21 protein-coding genes and 1 riboswitch are annotated in these 17,309 nt (G+C 66.2%); of the genes, 9 read left to right on the top strand and 12 right to left on the bottom strand.

Annotation, left to right across the window (positions count from 1 at the left end; translation table 11 throughout):
- Positions 1–13 precede the first annotated feature (13 nt).
- Together IR187_RS11845 and IR187_RS11840 are read left to right on the top strand one after the other, a co-directional pair.
- Positions 14–346, top strand: coding sequence for a DUF962 domain-containing protein (locus tag IR187_RS11845; protein WP_194954824.1), 333 nt, complete (start codon positions 14–16; stop codon positions 344–346).
- Positions 347–393: 47 nt separating this feature from the next.
- Positions 394–825, top strand: a complete 432-nt coding sequence (locus tag IR187_RS11840) for an OsmC family protein (protein WP_194954823.1) — start codon at positions 394–396, stop codon at positions 823–825.
- An 8-nt stretch (positions 826–833) separates the two neighbouring features.
- On the opposite strand, the gene IR187_RS11835 is transcribed toward IR187_RS11840, so the two are convergent.
- Complete coding sequence (locus IR187_RS11835; RefSeq protein ID WP_194954822.1) at positions 834–1,382, bottom strand: hypothetical protein; 549 nt, start codon at positions 1,380–1,382, stop codon at positions 834–836.
- A 25-nt stretch (positions 1,383–1,407) separates the two neighbouring features.
- Positions 1,408–2,286: a hypothetical protein gene (locus IR187_RS11830; protein ID WP_194954821.1), complete on the bottom strand. Its 879-nt coding sequence runs from the start codon at positions 2,284–2,286 to the stop codon at positions 1,408–1,410.
- A 247-nt stretch (positions 2,287–2,533) separates the two neighbouring features.
- On the opposite strand from IR187_RS11830, the gene IR187_RS11825 reads away from it, so the two are divergent.
- Entirely contained in the window at positions 2,534–3,412 is an 879-nt protein-coding gene (locus IR187_RS11825) for an arylamine N-acetyltransferase family protein (protein WP_194954820.1), read from the top strand.
- Positions 3,413–3,425: 13 nt separating this feature from the next.
- On the opposite strand, the gene IR187_RS11820 is transcribed toward IR187_RS11825, so the two are convergent.
- Positions 3,426–3,896: a glycine zipper 2TM domain-containing protein gene (locus IR187_RS11820; RefSeq protein WP_194954819.1), complete on the bottom strand. Its 471-nt coding sequence runs from the start codon at positions 3,894–3,896 to the stop codon at positions 3,426–3,428.
- A 156-nt stretch (positions 3,897–4,052) separates the two neighbouring features.
- On the opposite strand from IR187_RS11820, the gene IR187_RS11815 reads away from it, so the two are divergent.
- Entirely contained in the window at positions 4,053–4,712 is a 660-nt protein-coding gene (locus IR187_RS11815) for a DUF2726 domain-containing protein (protein WP_194954818.1), read from the top strand.
- A gap of 3 nt (positions 4,713–4,715) precedes the next feature.
- Here the strand turns inward: IR187_RS11815 and IR187_RS11810 are convergent, their stop codons facing one another.
- The 3 genes from IR187_RS11810 to IR187_RS11800 are packed head-to-tail and all read right to left on the bottom strand — an operon-like array spanning position 4,716 to position 5,913.
- A complete protein-coding gene (locus tag IR187_RS11810; protein WP_194954817.1) occupies positions 4,716–5,219 on the bottom strand; it encodes a 2'-5' RNA ligase family protein in 504 nt (167 codons plus the stop codon).
- A 12-nt stretch (positions 5,220–5,231) separates the two neighbouring features.
- The gene (locus IR187_RS11805; RefSeq protein WP_194954816.1) at positions 5,232–5,555 is read right to left on the bottom strand and encodes a helix-turn-helix domain-containing protein; all 324 of its coding nucleotides are present in this window, start codon (positions 5,553–5,555) and stop codon (positions 5,232–5,234) included.
- Positions 5,548–5,913 (bottom strand): type II toxin-antitoxin system RelE/ParE family toxin, encoded by a 366-nt coding sequence (locus IR187_RS11800; protein WP_194954815.1) that lies wholly within the window; start codon positions 5,911–5,913, stop codon positions 5,548–5,550. The genes IR187_RS11805 and IR187_RS11800 overlap by 8 nt, the downstream gene beginning before the upstream one ends.
- A gap of 47 nt (positions 5,914–5,960) precedes the next feature.
- Here IR187_RS11800 and IR187_RS11795 point away from each other — a divergent pair, with 47 nt between their 5' ends.
- Positions 5,961–6,620: an SOS response-associated peptidase family protein gene (locus tag IR187_RS11795; RefSeq protein ID WP_194954814.1), complete on the top strand. Its 660-nt coding sequence runs from the start codon at positions 5,961–5,963 to the stop codon at positions 6,618–6,620.
- A 665-nt stretch (positions 6,621–7,285) separates the two neighbouring features.
- Here the strand turns inward: IR187_RS11795 and thiC are convergent.
- Both thiC and IR187_RS11785 read right to left on the bottom strand, forming a co-directional pair.
- On the bottom strand, positions 7,286–9,178 hold the full coding sequence (thiC, locus tag IR187_RS11790) for a phosphomethylpyrimidine synthase ThiC (RefSeq protein WP_194954813.1): 1,893 nt from the start codon (positions 9,176–9,178) through the stop codon (positions 7,286–7,288).
- A gap of 54 nt (positions 9,179–9,232) precedes the next feature.
- Positions 9,233–9,344, bottom strand: a riboswitch (TPP riboswitch).
- A 40-nt stretch (positions 9,345–9,384) separates the two neighbouring features.
- A complete protein-coding gene (locus tag IR187_RS11785) occupies positions 9,385–10,311 on the bottom strand; it encodes a DUF4189 domain-containing protein (RefSeq protein WP_194954812.1) in 927 nt (308 codons plus the stop codon).
- Between the two features lie 137 nt (positions 10,312–10,448).
- Between IR187_RS11785 and IR187_RS11780 the strand changes: the two genes are divergently transcribed.
- The 3 genes from IR187_RS11780 to IR187_RS11770 all read left to right on the top strand — a co-directional run bounded on the left by IR187_RS11780 (position 10,449) and on the right by IR187_RS11770 (position 14,074).
- Positions 10,449–11,126, top strand: coding sequence for a hypothetical protein (locus IR187_RS11780; RefSeq protein ID WP_194954811.1), 678 nt, complete (start codon positions 10,449–10,451; stop codon positions 11,124–11,126).
- 136 nt (positions 11,127–11,262) lie between these two features.
- Positions 11,263–13,563 carry a TonB-dependent receptor gene (locus IR187_RS11775; protein ID WP_194954810.1) on the top strand — a complete coding sequence of 767 codons (2,301 nt, stop codon included), beginning with the start codon at positions 11,263–11,265 and terminating at the stop codon, positions 13,561–13,563.
- Positions 13,564–13,630: 67 nt separating this feature from the next.
- Positions 13,631–14,074: a DUF6265 family protein gene (locus IR187_RS11770; protein WP_324187688.1), complete on the top strand. Its 444-nt coding sequence runs from the start codon at positions 13,631–13,633 to the stop codon at positions 14,072–14,074.
- Here the strand turns inward: IR187_RS11770 and IR187_RS11765 are convergent.
- The 4 genes from IR187_RS11765 to IR187_RS11750 are packed head-to-tail and all read right to left on the bottom strand — an operon-like array spanning position 14,071 to position 15,984.
- Positions 14,071–14,526: a DMT family transporter gene (locus IR187_RS11765; RefSeq protein ID WP_194954809.1), complete on the bottom strand. Its 456-nt coding sequence runs from the start codon at positions 14,524–14,526 to the stop codon at positions 14,071–14,073. The genes IR187_RS11770 and IR187_RS11765 overlap by 4 nt on opposite strands.
- Positions 14,523–14,744, bottom strand: a complete 222-nt coding sequence (locus tag IR187_RS11760; protein WP_088443221.1) for a tautomerase family protein — start codon at positions 14,742–14,744, stop codon at positions 14,523–14,525. Before IR187_RS11760 ends, IR187_RS11765 begins: the two co-directional genes overlap by 4 nt.
- Positions 14,744–15,355 carry a glutathione S-transferase family protein gene (locus tag IR187_RS11755; protein ID WP_194954808.1) on the bottom strand — a complete coding sequence of 204 codons (612 nt, stop codon included), beginning with the start codon at positions 15,353–15,355 and terminating at the stop codon, positions 14,744–14,746. Before IR187_RS11755 ends, IR187_RS11760 begins: the two co-directional genes overlap by 1 nt.
- Positions 15,352–15,984 (bottom strand): pyridoxamine 5'-phosphate oxidase family protein, encoded by a 633-nt coding sequence (locus IR187_RS11750; protein WP_194954807.1) that lies wholly within the window; start codon positions 15,982–15,984, stop codon positions 15,352–15,354. The genes IR187_RS11755 and IR187_RS11750 overlap by 4 nt, the downstream gene beginning before the upstream one ends.
- Before the next feature lie 140 nt (positions 15,985–16,124).
- On the opposite strand from IR187_RS11750, the gene IR187_RS11745 reads away from it, so the two are divergent.
- Positions 16,125–17,015, top strand: a complete 891-nt coding sequence (locus IR187_RS11745; RefSeq protein ID WP_194954806.1) for a LysR family transcriptional regulator — start codon at positions 16,125–16,127, stop codon at positions 17,013–17,015.
- Positions 17,016–17,309: the final 294 nt, after the last annotated feature.

Genomic DNA, 17,309 nt, shown 5'->3' with positions numbered 1-17,309 from the left:
GCATCCTGTGGCCATGGCGCGACTCTATACCAGCTTCGCCGAATTCTGGCCCTTTTACCTGCGCGAGCATAGCAAGGCGTCAACGCGGGCGCTGCATTATGTCGGGACCAGCCTGGTCGTGTTGATCGCGATCGGCGCGGTGGTGAGCGGGCGGTGGGAATGGCTCGTCGCCTTGCCGCTGGCGGGGTATTTCTTTGCGTGGGCGGCGCATTTCGGGGTCGAGAAGAACCGGCCCGCGACCTTTACCTATCCGCTGTGGAGCCTGGCCGCCGATTTCAAAATGTGGGGGTTGTGGCTGACCGGGCGGCTGGGGGCGGAACTCGACAAGGCGGGGGTAGCTCGCTGACGCGCGGCGCGTCCCTTTCATTCTTTCCAAGCCAAGGAGACACAAGCATGACCGTCAATCGCGCATCCGCTCGCTACGAAGGTTTCGGCAAGGAGGGCAAGGGGTCTATCACCACCAAATCGGGCGTGCTCGACAAGCAGCCCTACGGGTTCGGGACGCGGTTCGAAGGGGTGCCGGGGACGAACCCCGAGGAGCTGATCGCCGCGGCGCATGCGGCGTGCTTCACGATGGCGCTGTCGTTCGGGCTGGCGCGCGCGGGCTATGCGGGCGAGACGCTGGAGACGAGCGCGGCGGTGACGCTCGATCAGGTCGAGGGCGGGTTCGAGATCAGCCAGTCGGCGCTGACGCTGACCGCCAAGGTGCCGGGGATCGACGCCGACGAATTTGCCCGGATCGCCAAGGAAGCCGAAATGAACTGTCCGGTGTCGAAGCTGCTCGATTGCGAGATCACGCTGGAGCACAGCCTCGATAATCAATAGCCTGAGCGTCAGGTGGAAACCAGCGGGTTCCATTCTTCGGGCGGGGTATAGGGGCTGTCGCCGACATCGGGAAATTTGGTGCAGTTCACCTGCCAGTCGCGATGATGGTTGCGCAGCATGTAGATGGCGAATCGCGCCGACACCTCGTCCCGGTCCGCCGGGATAATTCCGGCCTCGTCCGCAGCTAGTGTTTCGAGCGCCGGCAGGTTCGTCCGCGGGCAACGCAGCACCAGGCTGGTCCACAGGCCGGTCTCGTCATGATCGCCCTCGAAGGCCGACGATACGCCGACATCGAACAGCCGCTGGCGGAGCGCGCGCAGATCGGGGTCGGCGTCCAGCGCGGTCACCAGCGCGACGGTTGCGGCGCTCCACGCTTCGGCGCCGGGCCCGGCGGCGTCGGCATGCGCGACGCGGTCGGATACCGAAATGCGATCTTCTGCGTCGCCCGGAAACGCAAGCGCGCAGCTGGTCAGACCGACCAGTGCGATGCGTGGCCGCAGCGCCAGCGCGAGCCGCTGTTTGGCCGCGACGATAGGATCGGATTCAAGTGTCGCCATGGCCGTCTGTCATTCCCGTGCGTGCCTAACCCGGGGATTTGCCGCGCGAGGGTGCGTCTTCGCCGCCCGCCCGGTCAAATTCCTGGTTCATTGCGCGTTCGATCTCTGAACGCTGTGACGGGGCGTAGAGGTTGTCGGGGCTGGAATAAAGCCCCTTCAGAAAGGCAAAATCCCACTGGGTGAGCGTCACCGGCACTTCGCTGTCGGACGAGGCGTCGAGGATGCGCAGGATCGTCGATGGCGCGGCAGTATCGATCCGCATCGGATCGATGCGCGCCAACCCGCGCATCGCCGCATAATCTGCGAGCTGGGTCGTGGTGAGCCCCTCCAGCGCGGCGCTCTCGATCACCACCGCCGCAGCCATGAAAGCGGGCCGCGCGGCTGCGGTGATTCGTGACGGTCTGGTGGCTGTGCGATTGACCGGCGTGTCACCTTCGTTGCCGATCCGGCGGCCTTCGGCGTTCACCATTGTCTGGATCTGCCAGGCGGTAGCTGGCCCCGGTTCGGCGAGAATCTGGCGAACCTGTGCCGGGGTCCGGTCGCCGAACATATAGTTGTGATCCTTGCCGAGCGCTTTGACGAAGGCGTTCTTGTCGGTCGCGACCATGACGAGCAGATTGGGGGTGCAGTCAGGCTTGGCAACATCGAGCCCGACGCCTTTCGCCACTGCGCGAATGCGGTCCCGAACGGCGGCGCGCTGCGCTTCGGGAATCCCGAACACGCCGGGGCAGACCGCCGTTTCGAACCGCGCGATCTGGCCGCGCGGCGACGACGGGGTCAGCGCGCCGACAAAGGATTCGATCTGCTGTTCAAGGTCGCGGTGCCCGGTCACGACGATCGGCGCGTCCTCCTGCGCTGCCGCGGGGGTAGCCAGCAAGGTGAGGGTAAGCAGGGCGATACGCATGGAGAGCCTCCCGGAAGGATGCGAAGCAGAATGGCGCCGGAGCCCGGCCGCGGGGACGGACCGCCGTCGTGGCTCCGACAGTGACGAGATGGCGGCGATCGCCATGTCTGTCATGATGACTTCGACAAGGCGCCGACGCGTGCCGACCAGCGGACAAAGTGCCGATCGTGCGAAAGGCCGCTTGATCTCAAGCAGACTTGAGCTTGCATAAGCTTCGGCAGTTGATTCGCGAACGGAGTCCTTGCCGATGTTGCACTATCCCGCTGCCCCTGATGCCAGCACCGATGATGGCGATCCTGCCCCCGACCGGGCGCCATTCCTGACGCGCTATCTGGCGCGGATCGGCTACACCGGGCCGGTGGCGCCCACCGCGGAAGTGCTGGCGGCGCTGCAGGCGGCGCATATCGCCGCGATCCCGTTCGAGGCGATCGACGCGCTGACCGGGGCGGGGATCGCGATCGACGATGCCGCGGTCGAGGCGAAGCTGGTCGACCGGCGCCGCGGCGGTTATTGTTTCGAACAGAACGGCCTGTTCCTGCGTGTATTGCGGGCGATCGGGTTCGAGGCCGAGGCGATGCTGGGCCGGGTGCGCTGGATGCTGGCGGACGATGCGCCGCCGACCCCGCGCACCCACCAGGTAACGCTGGTGACGCTGGATGGGCGGCCGTGGCTGGCCGACGTCGGGTTCGGCGCCGCGGTGCCGCCGCAGCCGCTGGCGATGGACAGCGAAGCGGTGCAGCGGACGCGGCACGAGGATTATCGCGTGCTGCGCCGCGATTTCGGGTGGGAAGTCGCGGCGCGGATCGGCGATGCGTGGCAGGCGCTGTACCGGCTGGACGACGCCCCGGCGCCGCCGATCGATCGGATTGTCGGCAACTGGTACACGTCATCGCACCCCGCTTCGCATTTCACCCGGCAACTGGTCGCGGCGCGCACGACCGCCGAGGCGCGATATGCGCTCCGCGACAACCGGCTGACGACGCGGCTGGCCGACGGGCGGACCGACCGCCGCTACCTGACTGCCGACGAGATCGAGCGCGTGCTGGGTGAGATTTTCCTGCTGCCCACCCAGCGCAGCTGGCGGCCGGCGATCGAGCGCGCCGCCACCGCCGAGATTGCGGGGTAGCGGCGCGCGTCGTTCAACGGCAGCGCACGTCGTTGTTGCCGCTGCGTTCGATCGCGCGACCGGCAACCGCGCCACCGATGGCGCCAAGCACGGTGCCCAGCGTTTCCGACCCGCCCGGCGCGATGACATTGCCCGCGACGCCGCCGGCAATGCCGCCGACGATCAGCCCGGTGGTGCCGTCGTTGCGGCGGCAATAAAATTTGCCGTCGCGGCCGCGATAGATGCGGTCGTTGCTCGACAGGCGGCGTTCGCGATACCGGCGGTCGCTGCGGTAATAATTGTCGGCATAATAGCCGCCGTGACGCGGGTCGGGGCGATTGTAGTCATAGGCGCCGTAGCGGTCGTAGTAGGTACGGTCGTAATAGCCGTAGCCGCCGTCGTCATAACCGGTACCGGCGCCGACACCGCCATAAAGGCCGTTCGAGGCGCACCCGGCGACCAGCGCGGTCGCCGCGGCGAGGGGGATCATCATCATCTTTTTCATCGAAGTCTCTCCAATGGGGTCGCGTGCCGGGCACGCGGGGTCGTATGTTTTACCCCTCTGGTAGATAGACCCCCGGTGGCGGGCATAGTTCCGCGGCGGCGCGCCCTCCGCGTGCAATCGACCGGGTTACCCGATGATAACCAACGCCGCCTTATCATGCGGCCCATGCCGAGCGAGATATTGGCCCTGATCGACAAACCGATGCTGCTGGCGATCGTACTGGCGGTCGGCGCGGCGATTGGCGTGGGTGCCGAGCGAATCGTCGAGGGGTGGAAGCGGGCCGAGCGGCGGCAGCGGTGGCAGAAGCGTGGCGGCAAGCGGGCGTGGGGCGGCGGCAAGGCGAAGGTCGTGCCGGTGGTCCCGCCGCCTAGGCCCGCCAGCCCGGTCGCGACCGCCGCCGAGCAATTGCGCGCCGTGATGGAGGCGCCGTTCACCGCGCGGCCGCTTTTCAATCAGGGCGAGCGGCGCTTGCTGAGCGTGCTCGACAAGGCGCTGGCCGAGGAAAGTCCCGGCTGGCGCGCGATGGGGCAGGTTTCCTTGGGCGAGATTTTGGCGAGCCCGAACGAGGCGGCCTTCTTTGCGGTCAATTCGAAGCGCGTCGACCTGCTGATCGTCGACGCCGACTGCCGCCCGCTCCACGCGGTCGAGATGCAGGGCAAGGGGCATCACCTGAGCGACACCACTGCCGCGCGCGACGCGGTAAAACGCGAGGCGCTCCGCCGCGCGGGCATCGGCTATGTCGAGGTGGTCAGCGGCGATACGCCTGCGGAAGTGCGGGCGATGGTGCGGAAGCTCGTGGGGCGGGCTGGTTCCTAGCGATTAGCCGTGGAGCGGCCAGCGGCCATGTTCGACATGGGTGGTCTTGCCGACGATGCTTTCGGTGAGGATGATTTCATCGACCGTCCAGCCGATCGGCGGAATCTTCTGCGCATTCTGGCGGTCGCCGCGATAGTTGATCGTGATGTGCGGTTCGGGGGTGGTGCCGTCCATGATCGGCGCCTTTTCGCGCAGCAGATGGTTCACCAGCGCCTTCTGGAACGCCCGCGCCTCGGCCAGCGGTTCGCGCGTGCGCAGCGTCACCGCCTTGCGGTTCTCGATCCGGTCGAAGGCGAGCGGAAAGGGCGCCGCGACGAAGCCGTCCAGCGCGGCGAGGGTCGCGGGCAGCCACTCGGGCGGCGCATGGTGCAGGTCGAAGAGCGAGATGAGCGTGACATGGAGGAGGTGGGGGCCGCGCGAAGGATCGTTGCGCGGCAGCGCGGCGATCTGCGCCTGCACCTCCTGCGGCGGCTTGGCCATGATGTAGAGGGGGTTCCGGGCTCGCATGGGTGGCGGCCTTTAGGCCGCTTCGCGAACCAGCACCCTGGCCGACGCGTCGCGTTTCGGGCGCACGACAATTTCGACATCCCGGCCCAGTGCGACGATGAAATCCATCAGTTTTTCGACCGAGAATCCATCGAGCCGATAATTGACCAGCGCCGACACCTTGGGCTGTGGTACGCCAAGCAGTTGCGCAGTATCGACCTGTTTCAGGCGCTGTTCCTTGATGATCCGGTTGATCGCCAGCGCGAGCCGCGTCTTGGTTTGACGGTCGGCCGCGTCGGACAGGCCAAGATCGGCAAAGACATTACCCGTGCCACGGGTGATAGTGTTGTCAGCCATGGGCCGTGTTCCTCGCTTCATAATCCTGCTGTGCCAGCTTCAATCGCGCCTTGATCATGGCAACATCGGTTTTCGACGTCTGGATGCCCTTGGTCGATTTCTTCTGAAACGCATGCAGCACGTAAATTACCTCGGCAAAGCGCACCGTATATACCGCGCGATAGGTATCCCCGTCGTGGCTCTCCACCACCTCGAACACGCCGCCACCTTCACCCTTCCACGGTTTGGCATGCGGATGTTTTCCGCCCAGTTGCGCTACGCCGAGCGCATATCCCATCGCGCTGATCACCGGCTCCGGAAAGGCGAGCAAATCCTTCTTTGACGAACCGATCCAATCGAGAGGCGTTTCGTCAAGCATTGGAGTAACAAATATACCTGTTTTGATATAAAGTCAAGCCTCTTACCATGATCCCGCGCCGATTTTCATCAAGGTCGCCCTCCGGGTTTGGGGGTTATTGCACCTGTCACCATTATCAGAATCATCCCGAGGCGATTCCGACGTGGCGCGAATATATCGGCGCGCTGCCGTATGACGCGCCCTTTTCGGACACGCGGATCGACGTGTGGCCGCGGCGGATGGGGGAGGTGGTGCGGACGGTGGATGGCGCGCGCGTCGCGGGCGAGATGGCGTGGGGGGTGCCGCTGACCCTGCCCGGCAAGCGGCCGGGGACGACGGTGACCAAATATGTCACCAACGTCCGCAACCTGGCCAGCCCGTTCTGGGCCAATATGCTGAAACGCCCGGCGCAGCGGTGCCTGGTGCCGTTCAGCCGCTTTGCCGAACCGAAGCTGGGGCCGGACGGCAAGGGGACGAAGGACGAGCATTGGTTCCGCGTCGCGGACCGCGAGGTTGCGGCGTTCGCGGGGCTGTGGCGCCCGAGTGCGGTCGGCGATGCCTATGCGTTCCTGACCTGCGCCCCCAACCCGCTGGTCGCGCCGCTGCACCCCAAGGCGATGCCGGTGATTTTGGCCGAGGAGGATTATGCGACCTGGCTGGACGGCGATGCCGAAGCGGCGGCGGCGCTGGCGGTGCCGTTTCCGTCACAGCTGATGGTGGTGGAGTAGGGGTGGGCGCAGCAAAGCTGCCGATCGCGGCGGTGGTCGCGGGCAGCCACTGGGCGGCGCATAATTCAGGTCGTAGAGCGAGATCAACGTGACATGGAGGAGGTGCGGTCCGCGCTAAGGATCGTTTCGCCGCACCGCGGCGATCTGCGCCTGAACCTCCTGCGGCGGCTTGGCCATGATGTAGAGGGGGTTCCGGGCGCGCATGGGTGGAAGTGTAGCATGATGTGGGGGTGAGTCCGACATCTGCCGGCTTTAACCAAATTCCTATCAACTCGATCATTGGGAAGCCTAATTAAAAACGGCACTTCTCCAATAATAATATCGTCAAACCAACAAATAATCTCTAAAAGGCGTAAATAATCTTCAAAATATTGAATCTGAATTTTTATTTTTCCGTCTTCTTCATATACTGATGCATCAGATTCTGGGAGCGCATGCTCACTAATAAGTAAGGATCCAGTTTCTTTAAGCTCCGAAACCGTAAGCGATGGCGCTGATGATCTTACCGTTGTAGCTTTCATATCAGAACGCACTCCACCCATTGCCAAGCTACCAGTTTAGAATACCCTAGCATTAAACTCAAATATCTAGGCCTTCGCTTTATGTCCTCGGATGTGACGGCATAGCGCTACCTCTCGCTGCCAGTTTCCCGTCTGGCGGTAGCCTCAATCATGCTCGCGACCACCCGAGCCCATATAAAGCTCGCGCCCCGTTTCCTCGTAAACCTCGCTCATCTGCGCCATGCCCTTCTCCGCCTCTTCCGCCGCGATGAAGTCCGCGCTGTCCTGATTTTGCAGCTTTGCGAACTCCCGCACCTCCTGGCTGATCTTCATCGAGCAGAATTTCGGACCGCACATGCTGCAGAAATGGGCGGTCTTGGCGCCTTCAGCCGGGAGCGTCTGGTCGTGGTACTGCTCCGCCGTGTCGGGGTCGAGCGACAGGTTGAACTGGTCGCGCCAGCGGAATTCGAAGCGCGCTTTCGATAGCGCGTCGTCGCGGACCTGCGCGGCGGGGTGACCCTTGGCGAGGTCGGCGGCGTGGGCGGCGAGCTTGTAGGTGACGACGCCGACCTTCACATCGTCGCGGTCGGGGAGGCCCAGATGCTCCTTGGGCGTGACGTAGCAAAGCATCGCGGTGCCGTACCAGCCGATCTGCGCGGCGCCGATGCCGCTGGTGATATGGTCGTAACCCGGCGCGATGTCGGTGGTGAGCGGCCCGAGCGTGTAGAAGGGCGCCTCGCCGCACGCTTCGAGCTGCTTTTCCATATTCTCCTTGATCTTGTGCATCGGGACGTGGCCCGGGCCCTCGATCATCACCTGCACATCCTGCGCCCAGGCGCGCTTGGTGAGTTCGCCGAGCGTGTAGAGCTCGGCGAACTGCGCCTCGTCGTTGGCGTCGTAGATGCTGCCGGGGCGGAGGCCGTCGCCGAGGCTGTAGGCGACGTCATAGGCCTTCATGATCTCGGTAATCTCGTCGAAGCGTTCGTAGAGGAAGCTTTCCTTGTGATGCGCGAGGCACCATTTCGCCATGATGCTGCCGCCGCGCGACACGATGCCGGTCATGCGCTTGGCCGCGAGGGGGACGTAGGGCAGGCGGACCCCGGCGTGGATGGTGAAATAGTCGACGCCCTGTTCGGCCTGTTCGATCAGCGTGTCGGCGAAGATTTCCCACGTCAGATCCTCGGCGATGCCCCCGACCTTCTCCAGCGCCTGATAGATGGGGACGGTGCCGATCGGGACGGGCGAATTGCGGATGATCCATTCGCGCGTGTCGTGGATGTTGCGCCCGGTCGACAGGTCCATGACGGTGTCGGCGCCCCAGCGGATCGACCAGACCATCTTGTCGACCTCGGCCGCGACGTCGGATGCGACCGCGCTGTTGCCGATATTGGCGTTGATCTTGACGAGGAAGTTGCGGCCGATTGCCATCGGCTCGGATTCGGGGTGGTTGATGTTGCTGGGGATGATCGCGCGGCCGCGCGCGACCTCGTCGCGGACGAATTCGGGTGTGACATAATCGGGGATGCTGGCGCCGAAGCTTTCGCCGTCGCGCTTATATTCGGACAGGCGGGCGCGGCCGAGATTTTCGCGCTCGGCGACATATTCCATCTCGGGCGTGATGATGCCGCGGCGGGCGTAGTGCATCTGGCTGACGTTGGCGCCGGGCCTGGCGCGGAGCACGGTCTTGCGGACGTTCGGGAAAGGCGGGACGCCGCCCGAGCGGTCGGGGCCGAGCTGGCCGTTATCCTCTGGCCGGACCTCGCGCTGCGCGACCTCCTCGACATCGCCGCGGGCGCGGATCCAGGGGGCGCGGAGTTCGGGAAGGCCGGCGTTGATGTCGATGGCGGCGTTGGCATCGGTGTAGGGGCCGGAGGTGTCGTACACGCGCACCGGCGGCTCGCCCGACGAGGGTTCGAGCAGAATCTCGCGCATCGCGACGCGGATGCCGCTGCCGGTGGGCGAGGCGACGTGGATCTTGCGGCTGCCCCGGATCGGCCCGGTGGTGACGCCGATGGGCTGGGCCTGCGTCTTGTCGAGGCGGCTGTCGATGTCGGCCATGTCTGTTCGCTCCATAGGTTCGGAGCGAGAACGGATTTCCCCCAATTGGCTTTTGGGTGGAATACCGGCCCTCCCTCCGCCGGTATTACCCGGATCAGGTTCAACGGGTCGCGGTCTATTCCGCTCTCAACCTGCGTTTGCGCGACAGGCTCCCCGGGGATGGCGAAGGTGTAGCGGGCCGTAGCGTCGCTGTCGAGCGTTGACGGTCATTTCGCGGTGGCGGCGGCGAAATCGTGGACGAACTGCCCGGGAATGCGGCTGTCGTAGGCGCGCTGGAGGGTGCAGCGCTGGCCGCGCTTCTTGCAATTGGCCTGTGCGGCCTGTGCGGCGCGCTTGGCGCTGGTTTCGAACGTCGCGCTCTGGTCGTCGGCGCCGAGCAGATAGGTCTGGATAAAGCCGTTGCCGGTAAGCGCGACGAGCGCGCAGCGCTGGCGCGTCGCCGCGGCGCAGGCGTCGAGCGCGAGGCGCTGCGCAGCCGCCTGTTCGCGGTGACCGCTGGCGATATAGAGGCGGCCGTCGAAGCCCTCGCTCCCCTCGACCCACGCGGCGCCGGCGTAGAGCTTGCGCGCGCTCGCCTTTGCATAATGGCGGTTCTTGCTCGACGAAAAGGTGCCGAGCACCTCGCACGGCAGCAATTGCCGGGCGCTGCAATCGGCCTGCGACTTTCGGCTGTGGGCGCCGCCGTCGCCGTGCCAGGCGGACCACAAAGATCCGCTGCGGTCGCGCAGGATCATCATCGACGAATTATGCCATTCGCCGATCGAGGTGCAGCCGCCGCCCATCGCACGGTTGCACGCGGCGAGCGCGGTCCGTTCGGCGGTGACGGGGCCGTCGTAGCTGCCCTCCATCCAGACGTCGGAGGCATCGGGGTGCCAGGCGATGGCGCCATAGCGATAATAGACTCCGCCGCCGCCTCCCCCGCCGCCCCCGCCGCCGGTGCTTTCGCACAACGGGACGGCGGCGATGCCGTGGCTGCCGCCCGATACGCCGACCTGTACCTCGCCGGGACCAGGACCGCCGGGGCAGGGATAGGCGGCGCGGGCAGGCTGCGGGGCGAGGAGGAAGATCGCGGCGGCGACCGGTAACAGCAGGCCTAGCGACAGCCGCGCCAGCGGAGCAAGAATTTGGATCATCGTGCTGTTTTATCTGCTTTTCAATGCGCCAGCCAAGCCGATAATGTACCGGTGCGCGGTGCCCGCTGCGTGCGCCCGGCGGCTGGTCTAGCCAAGACCGGCGGTGGGCGGGCAGGACAGTGACGAGGAGCAGGAAGATGAGCGGACGACAGGCGGCGAAGCGGTTCAAGCTGGCGGCGGCGGCGCTGGCGTTGGCGGGGGTCGCGGCGTGCGGCGCCGAAGCCGGGAGCACGGCGGACGCGGCGTCGGCATCGCCGCGCGACATGCCAGGCGGCGGCGCGGAAGCTGCACGAGCCGATGCGACGCCGTCGCCCGGCGAAAGCGACCGGCTGCGGCTGGGCATGGCCGAAGCGGCCTGCCGTGCCGATGATTTCGAGGGATTCTTCTTCGCCTTTTCGGGGTCGGCGGCGGTGCGGGCCCGTTATACCGCGGCAGAGGTCGGCGCGGGGCTTCGCGGCAGCTCGCGGCTGATGACGCGCCGCGATTATCTTGACCGGCAAAGCTATCCGATCGCGACGATTGACATGTCTTTTGTGACGGCCGCGTCGGCGGCGGCCTTCGCACGCGGCGGCGGCAACGATCCGAAGCTGCTGCGCCCGGTCGCGCTGGAGTTCAACACGGCGGGTGACAACCGCCGCGGAGTGGATTGGGCGACGGGCACCTTCGAACAGGATCTGGACCCGGCACCCGCCGATCTGGAAGAGGGGCCCGGCGCCTTGATCGAGGGCAGCGGTCCAAGCGGCACCCTGTTGTTCCGGCCGACCGCGACCTGCTGGGAATTGTTTGACGATGTCCAAAATCCGCCGCCGGGTTGACGCGCGCGGGCACGCATCCATGTCATAAAGGCGCACGCGCCTGTCATCGCTTTGTCGCGCAAGCGTCGCGATAAAGCCGCCGAGCCGCGTCACAGGGGCGGGCGATGATCCCCATCGCCACAGAAAGCTCCCTGTCATGTCGCACCGGTTTCGCCTGATTTCCGCCACGCTGTTCGCCGCCACCGCCACCCCCGCGCTGGCCCAGGCGGACGCCGCCCCGGCCCCCGCTGACGCCGAAGGCGACCTCATCATCGTCACCGCGCAAAAGATCGAGCAGCGCGCGATCGACGTGCCGATCACCATTTCGGCGGCCAGCGGCGCGCGGATGCGCGACCTGGGGATCGGTGACCTCGACGAGCTGTCGAACTATGTGCCGGGGCTCAACATCCAGGAACAGAGCGCCAACAATCCCGGCATTGTCATCCGCGGCATCACGTCGGACAGCGGATCGGCGCAGCAGGCGGCGCGCGTGACGCTCTATTATAACGGCACCGACATCTCGCGCTCGCGCGGGTCGTACCAAGCGATCTATGACGTCGACCGGATCGAGGTGATCAAGGGGCCGCAGGCGACCTTGTTCGGCACCGCGTCGGCGGTGGGCGCGATCAGCATCATTTCGGCGCGGCCCAAACCCGGCTTTGCGGGCGAGGTCAGCGCGAGTTACGGCAATTTCGATGCCTATACGCTGGGCGGCTTCCTCAACCTGGGGTCGGACAAGATCGCGGCGCGCGTCGCCGCCGAATGGAAAAAGCGCGACGGCTATGTCCGCAACCTCGCCGCGGGGCAGGAGGATCTGTACGCGCAGGACCAGCTGGGGGTGCGCGGATCGCTGCGCCTGACCCCGACCGAGAATTTCACCGCCGACCTGATCCTGACCTATGACCGTCAGCGGCACAGCGGCACGCCCTTCATTTCGGGCACCTATCCGACCGCGTCGGGACCGGCGAACCCGTTCGGCGATGCCGCGCTCGGCGGGTCGCCCTTGTCCGAAAGCGTGCTGGGGCTCGCCAAGCTGGGGCTTCGCCGCGACGTTTACGACGCCAATCTGACGCTGGACTGGCAGGTTGCCGACGACTGGACGATCACGATGGTCAACAGCTATCGCGACTTCGACAGTCTCGAGATTTTCGACGCCGACGGCAGCGCCGCCTGGTATCTGGAATTCGCCGAGGACGCCAAGGGGTGGCAGTTCAACCACGAGACGCGCTTTTCGTACACCAGCGACGCGTTCCGCGGCTCGTTCGGGTGGAACGGCTTTGTCGAGGATGGCTCGCAGGTCGTGCCCTTTTCGAGCGAGGAAGGGACTTTCCTGCAATGCGCGGCGCGGTTGATCCCGAACCTGCCGTGCATCGCCCCCGACGGCAGCGTCGCGGCCGCGGCGGCGACGGGGATTTTGACCGGCGGACTGGCAACGGCGATCCCGTACAGCTCGACCTTTGGCAATATCGGCAAGAACCAGAGCTATTCGGTGTTCGCCGACGGCACCTGGATCCCCAGCGAGGCGCTGGAGGTGACCGCAGGGGTTCGCGCGCTGATCGAGAAGCGCCGGTCGGGCTTTTTTGCGGTGGTGCCGCGGTCGCGGATCACCGGCGGCGCGTCGTTGATCCCCGGGCAGGTCGATACCGGCGGGCAGACCTTTTACAGCGAGGACAGCTTCCAGGCGTTCTTGCCGCGCTTTAACGTCCTTTACCGGTTCGGCGACGGCATCAATGCCTTTGCCACCGTGTCGAAAGGGCGGCGGTCGCCGACGGTCAATCTGGGCGCGCGCAGCACCGCCGCGGGGCCGGTGCCGAATGTGAGCCGGATCGCCGAAGAAAATGTGTGGAATTACGAGGTCGGGCTGAAGGCGGCGCGCGGCGGCTTTTCGGGCTCGCTGGGCGTCTATTACCAGACCTATGACAATTTCCAGGTGTCGGTAATCCAGCCCGACGGCACCACGATCACCCAGAGCGCGGGGACGGCGAGCAATTTCGGCGTCGAGGCCGAGGCGAGCGTGGCGGTGAGCGACTGGCTGCGCCTGTTCGGCAATGTCGGCTGGATCGACGGCGGCATCGACGACAAGGCGGCGAACGGCGTGTTCGCCGGCGACCGTTTCCGCCTCCAGCCCGAATGGCAGGCGGCGGCGGGCTTTACCGTGAACGCCGATCTGGGCGGCGGGATGCGGCTGTTCGCGACCCCGACGGTGACCTATCGCAGCAAGATCTTCTTTGAAGTGCCGAACCGCGAGGGGATCAGCCAGGACGCGGTGACATTGGTCAATGCGCGCGCCGGGGTGAGCTTTGCGAACGAGCGGTTCGAGATTGCGGGCTTCATCCGCAACGCGGGCAACGAGGATTATCTGCTCGACGCGGGCAACACCGGCGGCGCGTTCGGCATCCCGACCTTCATCCCTGCCGAACCGCGGATGTACGGGGTGCAGGTGATCGGGCGCTTTTAAGCGCGGCGCCGCTGCGCTATCCTGACCCTGCTGCGGCGATGAGCGCCGGGGAGGGTCAGGGGGCGTGGTGACAAATTGGCTGACGGCAGGGCTGAGCCTGTTGCTGGTCGCGGCTGCACCCGCGGCAAAGGTCGAAGACTTTGGCTGGCTGGCGGGGCAGTGGACAAGCGAGGCGGACGACCGCTGGACCGAGGAAAGCTGGACCGGCCCGCGCGGCGGGGTGATGCTGGGGCACAGCCGGTCGGGCCGCGGTGATGCCTTGCGCGAGTTTGAATTTCTGCGGATCGCGGCGGGGGCGGACGGCGCGCCCGCTTATATCGCGCAGCCCGGCGGGCGGGCGGCGGTGGCGTTTGCGTTGGTGCAGCACGATGCGGCAAGCGCGACGTTCGAAAATCCGGCGCATGATTATCCGCAGCGTATCCACTATGCCCGCGACGGCGACACGCTGACCGCGACGATTTCGCTGATCGACGGGTCGAAGCCGATGCGCTGGATGTATCGGCGGCGCTAGCCCGTCCGGCGCGCCAGCCAGACGCCCGCGACCATCAGCGCGATGCCGGCGAGGCGTTTGGCATCGACGGGGAAGCGCATCGATCCGAACAACGCGAAATGGTCGATCACCGCGGCGCTGACGAGCTGGCCGACGAGGACGAAGAAGATCGCGTTGCCGACGCCGAATTTGGGGGCGATGAAGGTCACCGAAATGACGTAGAAGGCGACGAACAGCCCGCCGAAGTAGAAGTGGAACGGGATATCGCCCGCAAAGCGGATCTGGCCGAGCGTCCCGGTCGCCAGCGCGCCGGTGGCGGCGATCAGGAAGGCGAGGCCGAAGAGGATCGTCGATGCCGCCAGCGGGCTGCCCAGTCGCGCGCCGAGGCCGCCGTTCAAGGCGGCGAGGATCGGGATGCCGATGCCGGTGAGCAGCATGACGACCGCGAAGGTCGGCGCGTTGCTGCTGGTCATTGCGGCGGCGCTTTCGCGGCCTGCGCGGCACGAAATTCGGCGACGGGCAGGCCGCCGATGCCCCAATTGTCCAAATCGACCTCGTCGATGGTGACGACGGTGGTGGCAGGGTTCTTGCCGAGGATGCGCTGGAGCAATTCGGTGACGCCGCCGATCAGCTCGGCCTTTTGTTCGGGTGTTGCGCCTTCGCGGGTAATCTTGATGTTCACATAGGGCATCATTGGGCTCCTTCGGCGGCGGGCCAGCCCGGCATGGCGGGAAAGCCGGGCAATGCCGCGATCCGCTGTGTCCATTCGCCGATTGCGGGCCAGTCGGCAAGGTCGATACCGGCTTCGGCCATCAACGCCAGATAGGGGCTCGCGGCAAGGTCGGCGATGGTCAGCCGGTCGCCGACCAGCCAGCGGTGCGCCGCCAGATGCGCCTCGATGACGGGCAGGAAGCGCGCGGTGACCGCCTGCGCCTGTTCCTCGGCGATCGTCGCGCCGAACTGGCGCGCGAGGCGGAGGGTGGCGGGCCCGTTCGCGACTTCGTTGGCGGCGTGCGACAGCCAGAGCGCGATTTCGCCGCGTTCCTCGGCCGTTCGGCCGTCCCAGTCGCCGGGGCGGTGGCGCGCGGCGAGATACGAAAGGATCGCCTGGCTGTCGCGCAGCGTGCGGTCACCTTCGACGTAGACGGGGATCTGGCGCATCGGGGTGATGGCGGCAAAGGCGTCGGACTGGCGCGCCGCGGCGTCGGTCGCAATCTCCTCCCACCCCAGGTCCAGCAAGGCGAGCGCCATGCGGACCTTGTGGGCGTTACCCGACAGCGCGGTGGCGTACAGCTGGATCATCGGCGGTCTCCGGACAGGCGGGTGCGAAGCGCGGCGTTTTCGGCGCGCAATTGGTTGAGCTCGGCCGCCATCGGCTGGATCGCGGCGGAAATTTCGGCCTCGGTAAAGCGCGGGGTGATGTGCTGCGAACAATTCCATTCCCAGCCGATGACATCGACCAGAAAGGCGCGTTCGGGGACGGCGCGATACCCCACGGGCATCAGCGACGTCACCAGCGCGGGATCGTCGGCGAGCTCGACGCTGCGCGCGTGGCCGACCAGTTTCAGCCGGTCCTTGTTCGGATAATCCATCAGGAACAGCGAGACGCGGTCGTCTCCCGCTAGGTTCGCGGTGCTGATATATTGCTTGTTGCCGCGATAGTCGGCGAAGCCGATGCGGTTGCCGCCCAAGTGGCGGAGGAAACCCGCAGGACCGCCGCGATGCTGCATATAGGGCCAGCCGTGCGCGGTGACGCTGGCCATGTAGAAACTGTCGCGCAGTGCAATGTAATCCAGTTCTTTCGCGGTCAGCGCGTCGGGGGCGCCGTCGGCGCCCGCGTCCATCTTCAGATAGGCGGCGCGCGAGCCGTGGCGCTCCTGCAGCGCCTTGACCGCTTCGCTGAACATCGTGTGGCGGTAGTTGCGGGCCATCGGGCGGACCTTTCATCGCGCAAGGGGCGGATGGCGGCAGAGGGGACATGCAGCCATCCGTCTTGCGGTGCTAGATCATTACACAAAGCGTGATAATAACCACATATCGAACTTTTATGTTCCGGTTTGAGGAATAATCGATGGACCGGTTGCTGACGCTCGAAATGTTCGTTGCGGTCGCCGACGAAGGCGGTTTCGCGGCGGCGGCACGCAAGCTGAACAGTTCGCCGCCGGCGGTGACGCGCGGCATCGCGGCGCTCGAAGCGCGACTTGGCACCATATTGTTCCATCGTTCGACGCGCGCGGTCGCACTGACCGATGCGGGCGCGGCCTTTCTCGACCAGGCGCGGCGGATTCTCACCGACCTTGCGGGGGCCGAGCGGGCGTTGCGTGGCGCCGCCGCCGTCCCGGGCGGGCAGCTTTACCTGACCGCGCCGGTGATGTTCGGGCGGCTTCATGTGTTGCCGGTGGCGGGGGCGCTGATCGCCGCGCACCCCGCGCTGGCGGTGCGGATGATGCTGATCGACCGCAATGTGCGCATCGTCGAGGAAGGCATCGACGTCGCAGTGCGCATCGGCGCGCTGGCCGATTCGGGGCTGAAGGCGGTGCGGATCGGCTGGGTGCGCCAGATGCTCGTCGCTAGCCCCGCCTATCTGGCGCGGCGCGGCGCACCGCAGGCGATCGCCGAGCTGGCGGGGCATGAGCTGATCGGGACGATGGGGCCGCGCGCGGCGGGCGAATGGCAGCTGGCGAGCGGCAAGTGGCGGCTCGACCCAAGGCCGCGGCTGGTGCTCAACACGGTCGACGGCGCGCTGGCGGCGGCCGAGGCGGGACTGGGGATTGCCAACCTGCTGAGCTATCAGATCGCGGACGCGCTGGATGCGGGCCGACTGATCGCGCTGCTCGCCGACGAGCAGCCGCCGCCGCTGCCGGTCCACCTGTTGTTCGAACCCTCGCGCGCGCGATTGCCCGCGGTGCGCGCCTTTGTCGATGCGATGAAGGCGCGGATGCGGACCGCGGGGCTGGGGTGAAGGAAGGCGAAGGCGGCTTTGGGGTGGGGATCGGGCGTTGATAATCCTCCCCATCGACTTGCGATGGGGAGGTGGCAGCCCGCAGGGCTGACGGAGGGGGCGAGCGCGCAGCGCTCGCTGACGCTCGCGGCCCCTCCACCACCGCTTCGCGGCGGTCCCCCTCCCCATCGCAAGTCGATGGGGAGGATCGGCCATGTCTGCTCTCGGTCGAAACGCAGCACTTTATAAAATTCGCGCAGAGGCGCGGAGATCGCAGAGTTGAACCGCGCTCCCCTCTGCGTTCTCTGCGCCTCT

The sequence above is a fragment of the Sphingopyxis solisilvae genome (assembly GCF_015475875.1).
Lineage (GTDB): Bacteria > Pseudomonadota > Alphaproteobacteria > Sphingomonadales > Sphingomonadaceae > Sphingopyxis > Sphingopyxis solisilvae.
This window is presented reverse-complemented; position numbering and strand designations above follow the sequence as displayed.

What these genes read in the sequence shown, in the direction of transcription:
- IR187_RS11760 (WP_088443221.1), bottom strand. Translation starts at nt 14,744, where the DNA reads ATGCCCTATGTGAACATCAAGATTACCCGCGAAGGCGCAACACCCGAA.
- IR187_RS11785 (WP_194954812.1), bottom strand. Translation starts at nt 10,311, where the DNA reads ATGATCCAAATTCTTGCTCCGCTGGCGCGGCTGTCGCTAGGCCTGCTG.
- IR187_RS11775 (WP_194954810.1), top strand. Translation starts at nt 11,263, where the DNA reads ATGTCGCACCGGTTTCGCCTGATTTCCGCCACGCTGTTCGCCGCCACC.
- IR187_RS11840 (WP_194954823.1), top strand. Translation starts at nt 394, where the DNA reads ATGACCGTCAATCGCGCATCCGCTCGCTACGAAGGTTTCGGCAAGGAG.
- IR187_RS11810 (WP_194954817.1), bottom strand. Translation starts at nt 5,219, where the DNA reads ATGCGAGCCCGGAACCCCCTCTACATCATGGCCAAGCCGCCGCAGGAG.
- IR187_RS11815 (WP_194954818.1), top strand. Translation starts at nt 4,053, where the DNA reads ATGCGGCCCATGCCGAGCGAGATATTGGCCCTGATCGACAAACCGATG.
- IR187_RS11835 (WP_194954822.1), bottom strand. Translation starts at nt 1,382, where the DNA reads ATGGCGACACTTGAATCCGATCCTATCGTCGCGGCCAAACAGCGGCTC.
- IR187_RS11820 (WP_194954819.1), bottom strand. Translation starts at nt 3,896, where the DNA reads ATGAAAAAGATGATGATGATCCCCCTCGCCGCGGCGACCGCGCTGGTC.
- IR187_RS11845 (WP_194954824.1), top strand. Translation starts at nt 14, where the DNA reads ATGGCGCGACTCTATACCAGCTTCGCCGAATTCTGGCCCTTTTACCTG.
- IR187_RS11795 (WP_194954814.1), top strand. Translation starts at nt 5,961, where the DNA reads ATGATCCCGCGCCGATTTTCATCAAGGTCGCCCTCCGGGTTTGGGGGT.
- IR187_RS11765 (WP_194954809.1), bottom strand. Translation starts at nt 14,526, where the DNA reads ATGACCAGCAGCAACGCGCCGACCTTCGCGGTCGTCATGCTGCTCACC.
- IR187_RS11805 (WP_194954816.1), bottom strand. Translation starts at nt 5,555, where the DNA reads ATGGCTGACAACACTATCACCCGTGGCACGGGTAATGTCTTTGCCGAT.
- IR187_RS11830 (WP_194954821.1), bottom strand. Translation starts at nt 2,286, where the DNA reads ATGCGTATCGCCCTGCTTACCCTCACCTTGCTGGCTACCCCCGCGGCA.
- thiC (WP_194954813.1), bottom strand. Translation starts at nt 9,178, where the DNA reads ATGGCCGACATCGACAGCCGCCTCGACAAGACGCAGGCCCAGCCCATC.
- IR187_RS11750 (WP_194954807.1), bottom strand. Translation starts at nt 15,984, where the DNA reads ATGGCCCGCAACTACCGCCACACGATGTTCAGCGAAGCGGTCAAGGCG.
- IR187_RS11745 (WP_194954806.1), top strand. Translation starts at nt 16,125, where the DNA reads ATGGACCGGTTGCTGACGCTCGAAATGTTCGTTGCGGTCGCCGACGAA.
- IR187_RS11825 (WP_194954820.1), top strand. Translation starts at nt 2,534, where the DNA reads ATGTTGCACTATCCCGCTGCCCCTGATGCCAGCACCGATGATGGCGAT.
- IR187_RS11800 (WP_194954815.1), bottom strand. Translation starts at nt 5,913, where the DNA reads ATGCTTGACGAAACGCCTCTCGATTGGATCGGTTCGTCAAAGAAGGAT.
- IR187_RS11780 (WP_194954811.1), top strand. Translation starts at nt 10,449, where the DNA reads ATGAGCGGACGACAGGCGGCGAAGCGGTTCAAGCTGGCGGCGGCGGCG.
- IR187_RS11755 (WP_194954808.1), bottom strand. Translation starts at nt 15,355, where the DNA reads ATGATCCAGCTGTACGCCACCGCGCTGTCGGGTAACGCCCACAAGGTC.